12 protein-coding genes are annotated in these 14,193 nt (G+C 49.0%); 10 read left to right on the forward strand and 2 right to left on the reverse strand.

What is annotated here, in order from left to right; all coding sequences use genetic code 11:
- The first annotated feature begins 251 nt into the window (after positions 1–251).
- The 5 genes from NSQ37_RS09645 to cyoE all read left to right on the forward strand — a co-directional run bounded on the left by NSQ37_RS09645 (position 252) and on the right by cyoE (position 6,525).
- Complete coding sequence (locus tag NSQ37_RS09645; protein WP_025284436.1) at positions 252–1,985, forward strand: ABC transporter ATP-binding protein; 1,734 nt, start codon at positions 252–254, stop codon at positions 1,983–1,985.
- Entirely contained in the window at positions 1,966–3,783 is a 1,818-nt protein-coding gene (locus NSQ37_RS09650; protein ID WP_136396212.1) for an ABC transporter ATP-binding protein, read from the forward strand. The genes NSQ37_RS09645 and NSQ37_RS09650 overlap by 20 nt, the downstream gene beginning before the upstream one ends.
- A 167-nt stretch (positions 3,784–3,950) precedes the next feature.
- A complete protein-coding gene (locus tag NSQ37_RS09655) occupies positions 3,951–4,355 on the forward strand; it encodes a DoxX family protein (RefSeq protein WP_012117101.1) in 405 nt (134 codons plus the stop codon).
- 16 nt (positions 4,356–4,371) lie between these two features.
- The gene (locus NSQ37_RS09660) at positions 4,372–5,229 is read left to right on the forward strand and encodes a VOC family protein (protein ID WP_072588908.1); all 858 of its coding nucleotides are present in this window, start codon (positions 4,372–4,374) and stop codon (positions 5,227–5,229) included.
- A gap of 348 nt (positions 5,230–5,577) precedes the next feature.
- Entirely contained in the window at positions 5,578–6,525 is a 948-nt protein-coding gene (gene cyoE, locus NSQ37_RS09665; RefSeq protein WP_108654882.1) for a heme o synthase, read from the forward strand.
- 37 nt (positions 6,526–6,562) lie between these two features.
- On the opposite strand, the gene NSQ37_RS09670 is transcribed toward cyoE, so the two are convergent.
- The gene (locus NSQ37_RS09670; protein WP_015239418.1) at positions 6,563–7,114 is read right to left on the reverse strand and encodes a PadR family transcriptional regulator; all 552 of its coding nucleotides are present in this window, start codon (positions 7,112–7,114) and stop codon (positions 6,563–6,565) included.
- 232 nt (positions 7,115–7,346) lie between these two features.
- Between NSQ37_RS09670 and NSQ37_RS09675 the strand changes: the two genes are divergently transcribed.
- The 5 genes from NSQ37_RS09675 (at position 7,347) to bstA (ending at position 12,625) form a co-directional block, all read left to right on the forward strand.
- Positions 7,347–7,949, forward strand: a complete 603-nt coding sequence (locus NSQ37_RS09675; protein ID WP_007408540.1) for an NAD(P)H-dependent oxidoreductase — start codon at positions 7,347–7,349, stop codon at positions 7,947–7,949.
- Positions 7,940–9,028, forward strand: a complete 1,089-nt coding sequence (locus NSQ37_RS09680; protein WP_099566504.1) for an acyltransferase family protein — start codon at positions 7,940–7,942, stop codon at positions 9,026–9,028. Before NSQ37_RS09675 ends, NSQ37_RS09680 begins: the two co-directional genes overlap by 10 nt.
- A gap of 322 nt (positions 9,029–9,350) precedes the next feature.
- The gene (locus NSQ37_RS09685) at positions 9,351–11,762 is read left to right on the forward strand and encodes a PEP/pyruvate-binding domain-containing protein (protein ID WP_085341836.1); all 2,412 of its coding nucleotides are present in this window, start codon (positions 9,351–9,353) and stop codon (positions 11,760–11,762) included.
- Positions 11,763–11,784: 22 nt separating this feature from the next.
- Positions 11,785–12,057: a ribonuclease inhibitor Barstar gene (locus tag NSQ37_RS09690; RefSeq protein WP_007408543.1), complete on the forward strand. Its 273-nt coding sequence runs from the start codon at positions 11,785–11,787 to the stop codon at positions 12,055–12,057.
- A gap of 25 nt (positions 12,058–12,082) precedes the next feature.
- Positions 12,083–12,625 carry a bacillithiol transferase BstA gene (gene bstA, locus NSQ37_RS09695; protein ID WP_253613134.1) on the forward strand — a complete coding sequence of 181 codons (543 nt, stop codon included), beginning with the start codon at positions 12,083–12,085 and terminating at the stop codon, positions 12,623–12,625.
- Here bstA and NSQ37_RS09700 read toward each other — a convergent pair.
- Complete coding sequence (locus tag NSQ37_RS09700; protein ID WP_253613132.1) at positions 12,585–14,177, reverse strand: MFS transporter; 1,593 nt, start codon at positions 14,175–14,177, stop codon at positions 12,585–12,587. The two genes, bstA and NSQ37_RS09700, sit on opposite strands and share 41 nt — an antisense overlap.
- Positions 14,178–14,193: the final 16 nt, after the last annotated feature.

The following is a 14,193-nucleotide window of genomic DNA, read 5'->3' on the forward strand; positions in this document are numbered from 1 at the left end:
TTTAAAGGCTCCGCTAGTCATTTTAAAATAAAAGGCTCCGGTTCAGGAGCTGGTAAAAAGAAAAGATAAGACAGCCTCCATATATCTGCACGCCTCATTCCCACAATTTTTATCCTCAATGATATTTCCGTTTTTTTTACACAAAGTACATAATAAAAGTGCAGGTTCAAGGGTTAATCCTTTATTCATTTAAGACAAACAAATAAAATAAATATACATACATATTGAACAAAGGATTTGGAGGCTTACACATGTCAAAGGCTTTATCATATGTAAAACCGTATTCTCTTTTGGCAGGAATCGCTTTGTTTTTCATGCTCATCGAGCTTGCGGTAGAGCTGCTACAGCCCCTGCTGATCGGGAAAATCATTGACGAAGGAATTTTAAAGCAGGATCTCGATACGGTTTGGCTGTGGGGCGGCGTGATGATCGGACTGACCGCTGTTTCATTCGCATCGGGCATTTTAAATTCATTCTACTCCGCCCACATCAGCCAGAGCTATGCGTATGATACGCGAAAAGGGATTTTTCAAAAGATTCAATCCTTCTCCTATTCGACGTTTGCGCAATTCTCATCCACATCGTTTATCACCCGGCTGACAAACGATGTGACACAGGTTCAGAATATGCTTTTCATGAGTCTCCGGTTTATGCTCCGGGCGCCGTTAATGATCGCGGGGGGCATTATTCTCTCGCTGACCGTCAATGCGAAACTCGGTTTTTTTCTGCTGATCACGGTGCCGATTTTGCTTTTGTTTTTGCTGTGGGTGCTGAAAAGAGGCGGCGCGCTGTTTCGGTCTGTGCAAAAGCGGCTTGATCAGGTCAACACGATCATGCAGGAAAACCTGACGGCGATCAAACTGATTAAAGCGCTCCTCCGTGCAAACCACGAAGTGAAACGTTTTTTGAAATCGAATACGAAGCTGATGGAAAAAACGGTCTCCGCTTTTCGTCTCGTGGAAGCGGCGATGCCGATTTTAATGCTGCTGATGAACATTTGTATTTTGTTTATCTTATGGTTCGGCGCCAAAAGCATTGCTCAGGGCGGAGCGCAGGTCGGCGATGTCGTTTCCGTCATTAACTATGCGACGCGGATTACAGGCGCGCTGTCCGTCCTTCCTTTTCTCATCATGGTATTTTCCCGGGCGAAGGCTTCCGGAGAAAGAATCGGCGAGGTGCTGGAAACAGAAGGCGGCGAGGGAACGGGGCAGGACCCGGCACGGGCGCTTGCAGGCGGGATTGAGTTTCGCGAAGTGTCCTTCCGCTATCCGGGCATGGAAAAAGACGCGCTGCATCACGTGTCCTTTTCTGCCAGCCCAAAAGAGACGGTTGCCATTATGGGCGCGACAGGCTCAGGAAAATCAACGCTTTTTCAGCTGATTCCGCGCCTGTACACGGCTGATTCGGGCAGTATTTTCATAGATGGCAAACCGATCGGTGAATTCTCCGCTTGCGGGCTGCGCAGGGAAATCGGCTATGTTCCGCAGGAAGTGCTTCTGTTTTCGGGCACCATCCGTGAAAATATCGCCTGGGGGCGGGAGGATGCTTCACTAGATGAAGTAATGGAAGCGGCCAAAGACGCGCAAATCCATGACACGATTATGAAGCTGTCAAACGGATACGACACGGTGCTGGGACAGCGGGGCGTCAATTTGTCAGGCGGGCAGAAGCAGCGGATTTCCATCGCGCGCGCTTTTATCAGAAAGCCGTCCCTCCTGCTGTTAGATGACAGTACGAGCGCGCTTGATCTTCAAACGGAAGCGAAGCTTTTACAAGCGATCAGATCCTATGAATGCACGACACTGATTATTACGCAGAAAATAACGACTGCGATGAAGGCTGACACCATCTTATTGCTTGAAGACGGCGAACTGCTGGCCAAAGGCACGCACAAAGAGCTGATGGCACAGTCTCATCTGTACCGGCAGATTTATGAATCACAATTCGGAAAGGAGGGAGCTGACAATGCAAAAAGACATTCGTAAACCTTTCCGATATCCGAAAATACCGCTCAAATCGAATGAAGGCGGCAGAAAACGCGCGAAAGCAAAAGATACAAAAGGCACGCTGCGCAGAATCTGGTCTTATGTAGCCGAGAAAAAAGGGCTTTTAACCCTTGTGATCATCATGGTAGTCATAAGCGCCATATTCGGCCTGCTCGGACCGTTCGTCATCGGGAAAGCGATTGATCATTTTATCGTCGGACAGACGACAGACGGATTGGCGGGGGTGCTGTTCATCCTGTTTGGGATTTACCTCGTGCAATCATTGTCCTTATGGTTTCAAAACTATTGGATGATCAATATCTCGCAAAGCACCGTGTTTAAAATGCGGAGCGAGCTGTTTACCCATCTGCATGAGCTGCCGATTCCGTTTTTTGATAAACAGCGGCTCGGGGACTTAATGAGCCGGGTCACCAATGATATCGAAAATGTCAGCTCCACTTTAAATACATCCGTCATTCAAGTGCTGTCGAGCGTCATTACATTCGTCGGCACAATCTCCGTCATGCTGTACATGAGTCCGCTTTTAACATTGATCACGCTTTTGATTATTCCGATCATGCTTTTGAGCATTAAATGGATCACCAACCGGACGGGATTGCTGTTTAAGCAGCAGCAGAAAAACCTCGGCGAGCTGAACGGTTTTATTGAAGAGTCGATATCAGGGGCGAAGGTCATTAAAGCCTATTCGAGGGAAGACCGCGTCATGGAACAATTTTTAGAAAAAAACGCGGCGTTACAATCATCGGGGTTTTGGGCGCAGACGATTTCGGGATTCATTCCGAAAGTCATGAACTCTTTAAACAATTTAAGCTTTACGATTATAGCGGCGGTCGGCGGGCTGTTTGCGCTGAAGGGGTGGATCTCGATCGGTTCCATCGTCGTATTCGCCGAATATTCGCGGCAGTTCACGCGCCCTTTAAATGATTTAGCTAATCAGTTCAATACGATGTTATCGGCCATCGCCGGGGCTGAACGGGTGTTTGACGTGCTGGATGAAAAAGAGGAGCGGGAAGATGAAGAGCATGCGCTGTACCAGCCGATCAAAACGGGAGAGATTGAATTCCGAGATGTCTACTTCGGCTATCAGGAAGACAGCCCGATCTTAAAACACCTGTCCTTCAGCGTTCCGAAAGGACAGTCCATCGCCTTCGTCGGACCGACCGGAGCGGGTAAAACAACCGTTACGAGCCTGATCGCCCGTTTTTACGAGCCGAATAACGGAAAAATCCTCATTGACGGAACGGACATCAAAAAACTGACGAGATCCAGTCTGAGAAAAAACATGGGGTTTGTCCTGCAGGATTCCTTTCTCTTTCAGGGCACCATCAGGGAAAATATTCGTTACGGCCGGCTGGATGCTTCTGACAAAGAGGTGGAGGCAGCCGCAAAAGCCGCCAATGCCCACGGATTCATCGAACGGCTCCCGAAAGGCTACGATACCGTCCTTACCCAAAACGGCGCGGGCATCAGCCAAGGACAAAAACAGCTCATTTCCATCGCGAGAGCTGTGCTGGCGGACCCGGTGCTGCTCATTTTGGATGAAGCGACGAGCAACATTGATACGGTGACGGAAGTGAAAATACAAGAAGCGCTCGGCCGTTTAATGGCGGGCAGAACAAGCGTCATCATCGCTCACAGGCTGAACACGATTCAAAAAGCCGATCAGATTCTTGTGCTGAAAGACGGCGAAATGGCTGAAAAAGGAACCCATGCCGAACTTCTCAGCCAGAACGGCTTTTACCGGGAATTATATGAAAGCCAGTTCCGGGAATCGTAGATAGGGAAAAAGACCTCCGACAGAGTGCGGAGGTCTTTTTTTCGCGAAGGCAAATAGTACTTTTAAGTTATTTTCGTTAAATGTAACAAAATTACTTGACGTAAATAAGTTATGTATATATACTAGCTTACATAAAGTAAGTGATAATAATTTTCAAGGAGGATTTTATGAATAAATCATTCGAAACAGGAACACTGCTTTTAAGGGTTGTAACAGGTATTATCTTTTTTGTTCACGGTTTATCCAAGTTTCAAGGGTTGGAAGGAACTGCGCAATTTTTCCAGAGCATCGGGATTCCGGCCTTTATGGTCTATGTCATCGCGACGATTGAGCTTGTCGGCGGGGTTCTGATCTTTTTCGGTTTAGCAACGCGCATTATCGGCGTTCTGTTTGCCGTCACATTAGTCGGCGCCATCTTCACGGCGAAGCTTTCCTCACCATTTATGGGCGGATCGGAATTTGATTTCATCTTACTGGTTGCGTCAATTCACTTAGCGCTTTCAGGAAGCCGTCTGCTTTCATTGGATCAGCTCCTTTTCAAATCAAAAAAGGGAGAAACTTTTTCAGCATAAGAAAGAAGGCGTTCAAATGACCGGCATTCATCAAGATACGGCAATCGGTTATGTCAAATTGACCATTAAAAATATGGAACGCTCGCTCGGCTTTTACCGGAATGTAATCGGCCTTCAAGTCATCTCGCAGACAGATCGTTCAGCAAGACTGTCAGCAGACGGAAAACGCGTCCTGCTGGTGCTTGAAGAAAATCCAAGCGCCGTCGTTCTGCCGGAGCGGTCTGTCACCGGCCTTTACCATTTCGCGATACTTCTGCCTGACCGGAAAGAACTCGGCATCGCATTGGCCAGGCTGATTGAAAATGGCATCGCGCTCGGTCAGGGGGATCACGCGGTCAGTGAGGCTCTTTACCTGTCTGATCCGGACGGCAACGGTATTGAAATATACGCCGATCGTCCCCGCAGCACGTGGCGCCGGGATGCAGAGGGCAATTATGTCATGCAAACGGCGCCCGTCGATGTGGACGGGCTTTTGGAAGAAGCCGGAGCTGAACGGAAAAGCCGTCTCCCAGAAGGAACCGTAATCGGTCACATCCATCTTCATGTGACGGATTTACAGGAAGCCAAAGCGTTTTACACCGATATCCTCGGTTTTGACATTGTCGGCAATTACGCGGGCATGTCCGCTCTGTTTGTTTCAGCGGGAGGGTATCACCATCACATCGGTCTGAATATATGGGCCGGAAAACATGCGCCGCCGAAACCGGGAAACGCAAGCGGTCTGGATTATTACACCATCGCGCTGCCGCATCAAGAAGAGCTGTCACGTGTGACAAAAGCGCTGACCGATGCCGGCTTTGAGATCGAAGAAAAAGAAGAGGGCGTATTCGTCAAAGACCCTGTATCAGGGGCGGATATCGCATTTACACTGTAAGAAACAACCCTTGCCGTCTAACCGGCAAGGTTTTTTATTTTTCTGAAGTTTTCTTGGGAAGGTTCGGGAAAGAAGAACACACGGCTTTTGTGTGACTAAAGAGAGCGAACATCTCAGTGAGGCGCAAAAATGACGCGTGGAGCCGCCATCGCCGGCCCGAGCTCAGAGCATCCGCCGGATTGAAAAAGCTGTATGGGCAGACTTTGAATAGAAAAAGGCAAAAGCCGCATCCGGTCACAAGATGCGGCTTTTTATACACAATTTACAATTGTGTGAAAAATGCCCAAAATAAATTGTTCTTCCTGATTCTTCCTGATATGATAAGCCGAAAAAGGAGAACCTGAACAAATGAACTCAAATGCAGCACAGACGGAACAGTCTATGAAGCATAACGGAAACCGGGTGACGGTCAAGGACTTTATCATTCTTGCCAAACCGGGGATTATCATCTCAAATTCACTCGCCGCATTGGGCGGATTTTGGATCGCATGGCTTCAGTCGGAAAGGACGGGCGGAGGGCCCGGTATATTTGCCGCCATGGCGGTTGCTATGATCGGAACGGCGTTGGTCATGGCATCAAGCACTGTTTTTAATAACTTTTTTGACCGCGGCATGGACGCAAAGATGGCGCGAACCCGCACCCGCGCCAGCGTCACGGGGAGAATACCGCCGCCGGTCATGATCCTGTACGGCACATGTCTCGGCGCATGCGGATTCATCATGCTTGCTTCACTTAATGTACTGACCGCCGTTCTTGGCCTGCTTGCATTTTTGCTGTATGCCGTCGTTTATACGCTTTGGTTTAAAAGACAATCCGTCTGGAGCACATTTGTCGGCAGTTTTCCCGGGGCGGCTCCGCCTTTAATCGGTTATTGCGCGCTGACCGGGTACATTGATATGCCCGCGATTTTGTTATACGCGATTATGTTTTTGTGGCAGCCGCCGCATTTCTGGGCGATTGGAATCAGGCGAAAGGAAGAGTATCGTGCCGCAGGCATTCCGCTTTTGCCGATCATAAAAGGCAACCGCGCCACAAAAATAAAAATGCTGCGCTATATCGCCGTTCTGACTGCGGTTTCGCTGCTCGTTCCTCTTTATATAGACGTCAGCCCGTTTTATACCGCGTCCGCTCTCCTGCTCGGAGCCATCTGGCTGTACCGGAGCGTCAAAGGCTTTCAGGCGGCGGATGACACGCAATGGTCGAAGGGGATGTTTTTTTATTCGATTGTGTATTTCAGTCTGCTTTTTCTTATTTTAATGGCTGATTCGTTTATCAATGCGGTTCTCAGAACGTAAACAGGCGGCTTGCAGATACAGAGCCGCCCCGTTTTGTTTATGCTTTTTTGATGAGAGCCAAAATATCTTCAAGCCAGGAAATATAATTCCGTTCCCGCTCAAGCGCTTTTGTCAGCACGAGATAATGGCCGAAATCAGGAGAAGAAAAAGAATCCGCCTCCGCGGACGATGTCATCAGTTCTTGATAACTGTTTTCCAGATCGGACAATTTCTCCTTCCGCTTTACGAGCTGATCGGTGAATAGCTCATCCGCTTCTTCCTGCGTCAAAGCTGAGATGAAATAAGCCTTCAGCATAAATTCATCCTTGACCGTTTCCGGAATCGGGTCTTTTTTCGTCAGCCAGGCAGCAAGCTCCAGATCTCCCTTGTCAGTCAGCGTGTACATTTTTTTCTCAAGCTTCGTTCCTTGAATCGCAGTGCGAAACGTAATAAATCCCTCAGCCGTCAGTTTTTTTAATTCCGGATAAATCTGGCTGTGCTTTGCGCTCCAAAACTGGCCGAGCTCTTCTTTAAAATAGCTCGATATATCATATCCGCTCAATTCGCCTTTTCGCAAAAGCCCTAAAATCGCGTACTTTAAAATTCTCATGTTGCCCTCCAAGCCATTCATTTGACAGCTAGTATACCATACGGCCGCTCAAAAACGCAGAAGTGCCGGATGCTTGTAATTGAATCTGCGGCGGCAAAATCAGCGAAAATATGCAGAAAGGGGTTATCGAAACGGCAGCAGAACTGGAAAAAGCCTTTCTCATGTCTTTGCCTCATTCATATGACAACATGATATAATCATTGTAAAAATTAAGAAATAATGGGAGGGACATATGAAGACGGTGATTGTGTATGCAAACCCGGATGAGAACAGTTTCAATGCGGCTCTCGTAAAATACGTCGTCATGGCTTTAAAGGACAGCGGCCAAAGCTATACGGTCATTGACTTATACGCCGACCAATTTGATCCCGTGCTGAAGTACGGCGGCGAAAAAAAGCGCTCTGACATGAACCGGGACGCTGAAACGAAGAAATACCGGAAACTGATGAAAGAAGCGGATCATCTCATTTTCATCTACCCGCTGTGGTGGGGAGGCGTTCCGGCGATTATGAAAGGCTTTTTTGACAGAGTGCTTGTCGCCGGAGAAGCCTACACATATGAAAACGGCCGCGTAAAAGGACTGCTCCGGGCAGAGACGGCACAGGTCTTTTATACGGCGGATTCCCCGGGCTGGTACTTAAAGTGGTTCCGGAAAAACTCGGACTGGATTACGCTGAAAAAAGGCATTCTGCAATTTTGCGGCATTCAAAAAGCCGAGCGGAACCTTTTTTCTGTCGTCAAAACGAGCACACCCGAGCTGCGGGAAAAATGGCTGCGCCAAGCATACGCTAAAGTCCGGCGCGCTTGTGAAAAAGGAGCGGCCGCATGCAGATAAAAGAAATTTTCGTGATTCGCTGCCTGTCCTGTTTAAGTGTGGTTCTGCTTCACGTAGTTTCAATGGTGCTGATGATTCAGGAAGAGTCCTTAGCCAGTGCCGCCCATACGGTTGATGCTTTTCGGACCCTGTTGATGTTCAGCACGCCGGCGTTTATCTTTATTTCGGAATTTCTGCTTGCCAGGTCATACCCGGGAGGCGTTCCCGCGGGTTTTTTAAAGAAAAGGGGCAAAGTCATTTTCGTGCCGTTTCTGTTTATTGCCGCGGTGGATGCCATTTTAATGAAAAGCGTGGCGGAAGAAGGAGCCGGCTTCGTTTCAGTGATCGGTAAATTTTTAGAAAATGTGTTTTTAGGAAACTTCATCGGCTACTTCATTCTTGTGATCTTTCAATTTTACATTCTCCATATGCTGCTGCACCGCTGGCTGAACAACAAATCTCCCATGTGGGTGCTGTCTGTGTCGTTTATCATCAACGCCGTCTATCTGGCTTACTTTTCCATCTTTCATCCGCCGGCATCATCGGGGCTTGATTCTATTTTTCCGTTCTTTTGGGTTCCGTTTCCGGGCTGGGTGTTTTATTTCTGTCTGGCATTTTATTGCGGAAAGGAATATCCGCGTTTTTTATCGCTAATCAATCAGTACCGTTATGCGGTTTACTTCAGTGCGGCCGTATCGGCACTATTGATTGTGGCCGTTTCATATATCAGCGGCGGCTCCATTTCCTCTAAGCGTCCGGATATTATGATTTACGCGGTCAGTATGATCTTTCTGTGTTTTCATCTGTTTTCAAAGCTCAAAAAAGTGCCCGCGATTGTGATGATGATCAGCAACTATTCGTTTTCAATCTATCTGCTGCACTCCTACTTTTTAATCAGCGGATATCTTCTGGAAGGCTATTTGCGATCAATGCCTTTGCCGGCTGCCATCCTTCTTTTATTTTTGATCTGCACGCTCGGTCCCATTTTCGTATCTTGGGTGTGCAACCATTTCAGATACGGATACCTGTTTGTCGGGAAAGTGTATCAGCCGAAGCAGACCAAAAGAAATACGGCGGCGCATCAAGGCCGCACAGTCTGAAAAAAAGGCGGCGTTTCAGCCGCCTTTTTTGATACGGAAGTTGTACATAACCTGCAAACGAAACCCCCCGCGGCAAGCCGGAAGCGAATGCCAGGCAAGCAGTATCGGGCAGCCTATCTCTAATTTTAATAGCGCTTTCACTGTAAGGCTGAAGACCACGCTGCGGCCGTTTTGACGGATGCATTTATGACAACATAACGCCATCGATTTTCTCCCTTGTGAAGACCGATATATTGTATACTTATAGGAAATACTTTCAAAAAAAGTGAAAAAGAGAAAAACTGTGAGCTTGGATGAACGACTAAAAAGGAGCGGGGACATTATGAATGACTGTGTCAAAACATTCGGAGAACTTCCGGACGAACTTTATTCCTTTGCGGGAGGAAAAGGAAGCATTCTCTCTAAAATGTATCAAAGCGGGTATCCTGTGCCTGAAGGGTTTGTGATTTTGCCGTCTGCCTTTCAGGACGGACAGCTGCGCCATCAGGCGAGAGAGGCTGTTGATCAATATGTGAAATCCATCCGCAGCCGCCATGCATCTGCGTTGTTTGCCGTACGATCATCCGCGCTGAGCGAGGATTCCGCTCAGGCTTCCTTTGCCGGAGAATTCGATACGGTGTTGAATGTCAAAACAGATCAAGATATGTCCAGGGCGATTGATGAAGTCCGCCGATCGGCACAGTCAGAAAGGGTAAAAGCGTACAGCGCCGTTCAGGGAATGGAAGATGAGCATGAAATCGCAATCGTCATCCAGCTGATGATACCGTCTGAGATATCCGGAGTGCTGTTTACCGCAGATCCGATTACGGGGAGCAGGAGGGAGATGACAGGCAATTACGTCTACGGTCTCGGGGAGCAGCTCGTTTCCGGGGAAGCCGATGCCTATTCTTTTAAACTGGCACGGCCCAAGAAAAAATATGACGGCCCCGGGGAATTTCGCAAATATGCGTCAAAGCTCTATAAACTGGCGAAAAAGCTGGAAAAAGATCTTGGAGGGCCGCAGGATATTGAATGGGCCGCTGCGGGCGGGACATTGTATATTCTACAATCCCGCCCAATTACGACCTTACAAGCCGGAAATCTGGAAACCTATGAATGGAATGATTCTTTCAGCGGGGATTTTTTATGGACAAACACAAATATAGGAGAAGCGATTCCCGATGTGATGACGCCGCTGACATGGTCGCTCCTCCGGAATCTGGATGAAGAGTCGGGCATCATTCCGGGTTATTATGTCTGGTCCGGCAATATTTGCGGCAGAGCCTATAACAATATGAGCCAGCCTCTTTCCGTTCTCGCCGCTTTCGGTCTGAATCCGAAAGGCGGAAAAATAGGAAAAATGATGAGCGATACATTGGGAGAAATCCCGGCGGAAATGAAAATTCCTTTATATCCGTTCTCAAAGTATGAACTTTTGAAGATCATCTCGAAAAAACTGAAACCGTATCTGTCGAAAATGAAGCACGCGAAAAAAAACATGTCCTCCTACTTGGACGAATCGCCGGAGTGGTGCCGGAATATTGAGGAAAAGCTGAAACGGGCCGAAACGGAGCGGACATTATTAGCGATATGGAACAATGAGATCTATCCGTATTTATGCAACGCGTGGTTTGCGTTAATATCCGGCGGGCGTGATTCTGCGCAATCCTCTTCGTCGTTAACCTCTCAATTAACAAAACTCGCAGGGATAGAAGATGCGAATCTCCTGCTGTCCAATCTGAGGGGAAAAGGCGGACTGGCCAGCCTGGAGCCGATTATCGGCATTGATCAAGTCATGAAAGGCCGTATGAGCGAGGAAGAATATTTCAGGAACCAAGGCCACCGTGGCCCGCATGAATACGAACTTTCCATACCGCATCCGGGAGAAAACCGGGATTGGCTGACGAAGCAGATCAAAGAACACAAGGAGTCGGGTATTGATGCCGAACAACTGCTTTTGAAACAGCAGCGGGCGCATGAACAGGCCTTCCGAAGATTTGAAGAAAAGTTTCCTCATAAGGTCAAATGGCTCAAAGCCAAAATGGAAAAAGCGTCAGAATACGCGAATATTAGAGAAACAACCAGATCCGAATTTGTCAGGGTGTACCGGACAGCCAGAGCATTCGCGCTCAGAGCGGCGGAAATGACCGGCATGAAGGACGATATTTTCTTCTTGTATCTGCATGAAATAACCGATCTGCTCGCGGGGAAAGAGCCGGCGGTTGCGTCGATTCAAGCGAGAAAGCAAAACTATGAAACCTATAAAAAACTGCCGCCGTTCCCATCCGTTATTAACGGAAGGTTCAATCCGTTTAAATGGGCTGAGGATCCTGACAGAAGAGCGGATTATTACGATGCTTTTATGCCTGCGGAAACTGATGATGCGCATACTTTAAAAGGTTTCGCGGGAGCGGCCGGGAGAGTGGAGGGCATTGTCCGTGTCCTTGATGCTCCGGAAGACGGGGATTCTTTTGCGGCGGGGGAAATTTTAGTGACGTCGACAACCAATGTAGGCTGGACCCCGCTTTTTCCAAGAGCGGCTGCTATCATAACGGACGTCGGCGCCCCTTTGTCCCACGCGGCGATCGTTGCCCGGGAACTGGGAATTCCTGCCGTTGTCGGGTGCGGAAATGCAACGTCAAAACTGAAAACGGGGGACAGGGTGGCCGTTGACGGCGGGCAAGGCATTGTCCAGCTGGAACCGCGGCAGACTCCGGTCACTTCTGAAGAGGAAAATGGTAAACTGATAGAATAAAAACATGGGAAAGGAGCCGCGCATGAATAAAGCAGTTATTAATGGGGAGCAAATCAGAAGTATGAGCGACCTGCACCAGACATTGAAAAAGGAACTTGCCCTTCCCGAATACTACGGTGAAAACCTTGACGCTTTATGGGATTGTCTGACCGGCTGGGTGGAATACCCCCTCGTTTTAGAATGGAGACAGTTTGAACAAAGCAAGCAGCTTACAGAAAATGGCGCCGAGAGTGTGCTTCAGGTCTTTCGTGAAGCGAAAGCGGAAGGCTGCGACATCACCATCATACTTTCATAATACGATCAACGGGAGAGAGACAAAAATGGAAAAACAAATCCTCAGCTATCCGATTGGAGAGTATCAGACGGCTGAATCGATTTCGGCCGGACAGAAACAAGAATGGATCAATACGCTTGAACACGCTCCGGCCAAACTGAAACAAGCTGTCAGAGCGATGTCGGACAGTCAGCTTGATACACCGTACCGCGAAGGGGGATGGACTGTCCGCCAAGTGGTTCACCATCTGGCGGACAGCCACATGAACGGCTATACCCGGTTTAAATTGAGCTTAACGGAGAATGAACCGGAAATCCGCCCTTATGATGAAAAAGGCTGGGCCGCTCTTCATGATTCCAAAACCGCCGCTTGCGGGGATGCGCTTGAGCTGTTAACGATCCTGCACAGAAGATGGGCCGCTCTTTTGCGCTCCATGACGGAAGCCCAATTCAAACGGACATACTTCCATCCTGTATCTAAAGAGACGGTTACGCTGGAACAAGCGCTCGGACTATATGTCTGGCACTCTGAACATCACATCGCTCATATTACTGAGCTTTCCCGGAGGATGGGCTGGCATCTGTCTTAGAGGATGCCGGCTTTCGGAAAAACGCCAAAACAGCCGCAGATACAATCGTGCATAATGAAATGACGGCGGCTGCCGTATAAAGATGGTGGTAGCCGCTGGCAATGCCCGCTTCAATCGCATCAGAAACCGCTTTTTTGACGGCGGGAACGGGGATTCGGCTCACTTGCTCCTGCAACGAAGAAAGTCCGCCGCCGATATCGGGCGTTTGCGCCTGATCAGCGGGAATGCCGCTTTTCGCTAAACGGTTTTTGATGTCATCTCCGATCCGGTCAAAGCCCGCTGTAATGAAGCCGGCATATAAAGCCGGAGCGAGCGTCAGCCCGACCTGCCTTACGAGTGACAGCGTGCCGAGCGCTGTTCCTTTGTTTTGGCCCGCCGTTTCTGATACAAGCACATTCAGCGGAGCCCCGAGCAGAAATCCGAAACCGATCCCCGCAATGACACTCGCTGTGACAAATTCCCATTTATCCGTCACCCATAACGGAAACAGGCTGAAGCCTGCAAATGCGATGGCGCCTGATACAACCGCGGAAAAGACCGGACCTTTTTTATCCGTGATCGCCCCGCCGAGCCACGCTCCAATGCCTGACGCCAACGCGAGCGGCGTCATCCAATAACCCGCTTTCTCCGCCGATACGTGCAAATATTGCTCCGCATAAGAAGGAATAAAAATGACCGCAGCGAGCAGCCCTCCCGATAAAAATCCGATGACGAGCGTCCATTGAAACACTTTATTTTGCAGCAGCGAGTAGGCGAGAATCGGATCGCCCCCTCGGTTTTCAACCCGCTTTTCGAACTTAAGCAGCACCAGAATGAGAAGTGCAGCTCCCAAAAGATACCCGTATACCTTTACGTCCATTATGCTTTCTGACAGCTTCGCCCCATCGAGATTCGTGATACCGATCATACAAGATAAGATCGCAAGAGACAGCAGCATTGTGCCGGCGAGGTCAAGCCGTTTCGCCTCAGGCTCTTTCGTTTCAGCGATAAACAAACCGCCGCACACAACCAAAGCGGCGGCAATCGGCAGGTTAATCAAGAACAGCCAATGCCACGACCCGGTTACATCAAGCAAAAAGCTCCCGATATTCGGTCCGAGGACGGCCGCCATACCGTTCATCGCCCCTAAAAGCCCGAGAGCTTTCCCTTGTTTCTCCTTCGGAAGCACGGCCAGCACATGCGAACTCCCGATAATAAAAATTCCGCCGCCGCCAAGCGCCTGAATGAGCCGTGCCGCCAAAAACATGGGGAAGCTCTGACTGAGTGCGACAAGCAAAGAGCCGAGTCCGAACAGCCCGACTTCCATCATAAACAGCTTTTTCCGCCCGTATCGGTCCGACAGCTTGCCGACAATCGGCACACTGACACTGAGTCCCAATGTGTAAAGGGTCACTCCCCACGATCCCCATGAAGGAGAAACATCAAAAGAGCCGTTAATCGTCGTCAGAGCAGCGGAAATAATTCCGTTGTCCAGCGCCGCCATGAACACACCGATCGTAAAGAGAGTGATGGCCCGGCTCTGGTTTTTTACTGTTTGCAATGGCTCCGGCATACTGATCAATCCTCCT

The sequence above is a fragment of the Bacillus sp. FSL P4-0334 genome (genome assembly GCF_038004825.1).
Classification (GTDB): Bacteria; Bacillota; Bacilli; order Bacillales; family Bacillaceae; genus Bacillus; species Bacillus velezensis.

Coding starts and splice junctions, on each gene's coding strand:
- NSQ37_RS09645 (WP_025284436.1), top strand. CDS start 252: ATGTCAAAGGCTTTATCATATGTAAAACCGTATTCTCTTTTGGCAGGA.
- NSQ37_RS09650 (WP_136396212.1), top strand. CDS start 1,966: ATGCAAAAAGACATTCGTAAACCTTTCCGATATCCGAAAATACCGCTC.
- NSQ37_RS09655 (WP_012117101.1), top strand. CDS start 3,951: ATGAATAAATCATTCGAAACAGGAACACTGCTTTTAAGGGTTGTAACA.
- NSQ37_RS09660 (WP_072588908.1), top strand. CDS start 4,372: ATGACCGGCATTCATCAAGATACGGCAATCGGTTATGTCAAATTGACC.
- cyoE (WP_108654882.1), top strand. CDS start 5,578: ATGAACTCAAATGCAGCACAGACGGAACAGTCTATGAAGCATAACGGA.
- NSQ37_RS09670 (WP_015239418.1), bottom strand. CDS start 7,114: ATGAGAATTTTAAAGTACGCGATTTTAGGGCTTTTGCGAAAAGGCGAA.
- NSQ37_RS09675 (WP_007408540.1), top strand. CDS start 7,347: ATGAAGACGGTGATTGTGTATGCAAACCCGGATGAGAACAGTTTCAAT.
- NSQ37_RS09680 (WP_099566504.1), top strand. CDS start 7,940: ATGCAGATAAAAGAAATTTTCGTGATTCGCTGCCTGTCCTGTTTAAGT.
- NSQ37_RS09685 (WP_085341836.1), top strand. CDS start 9,351: ATGAATGACTGTGTCAAAACATTCGGAGAACTTCCGGACGAACTTTAT.
- NSQ37_RS09690 (WP_007408543.1), top strand. CDS start 11,785: ATGAATAAAGCAGTTATTAATGGGGAGCAAATCAGAAGTATGAGCGAC.
- bstA (WP_253613134.1), top strand. CDS start 12,083: ATGGAAAAACAAATCCTCAGCTATCCGATTGGAGAGTATCAGACGGCT.
- NSQ37_RS09700 (WP_253613132.1), bottom strand. CDS start 14,177: ATGCCGGAGCCATTGCAAACAGTAAAAAACCAGAGCCGGGCCATCACT.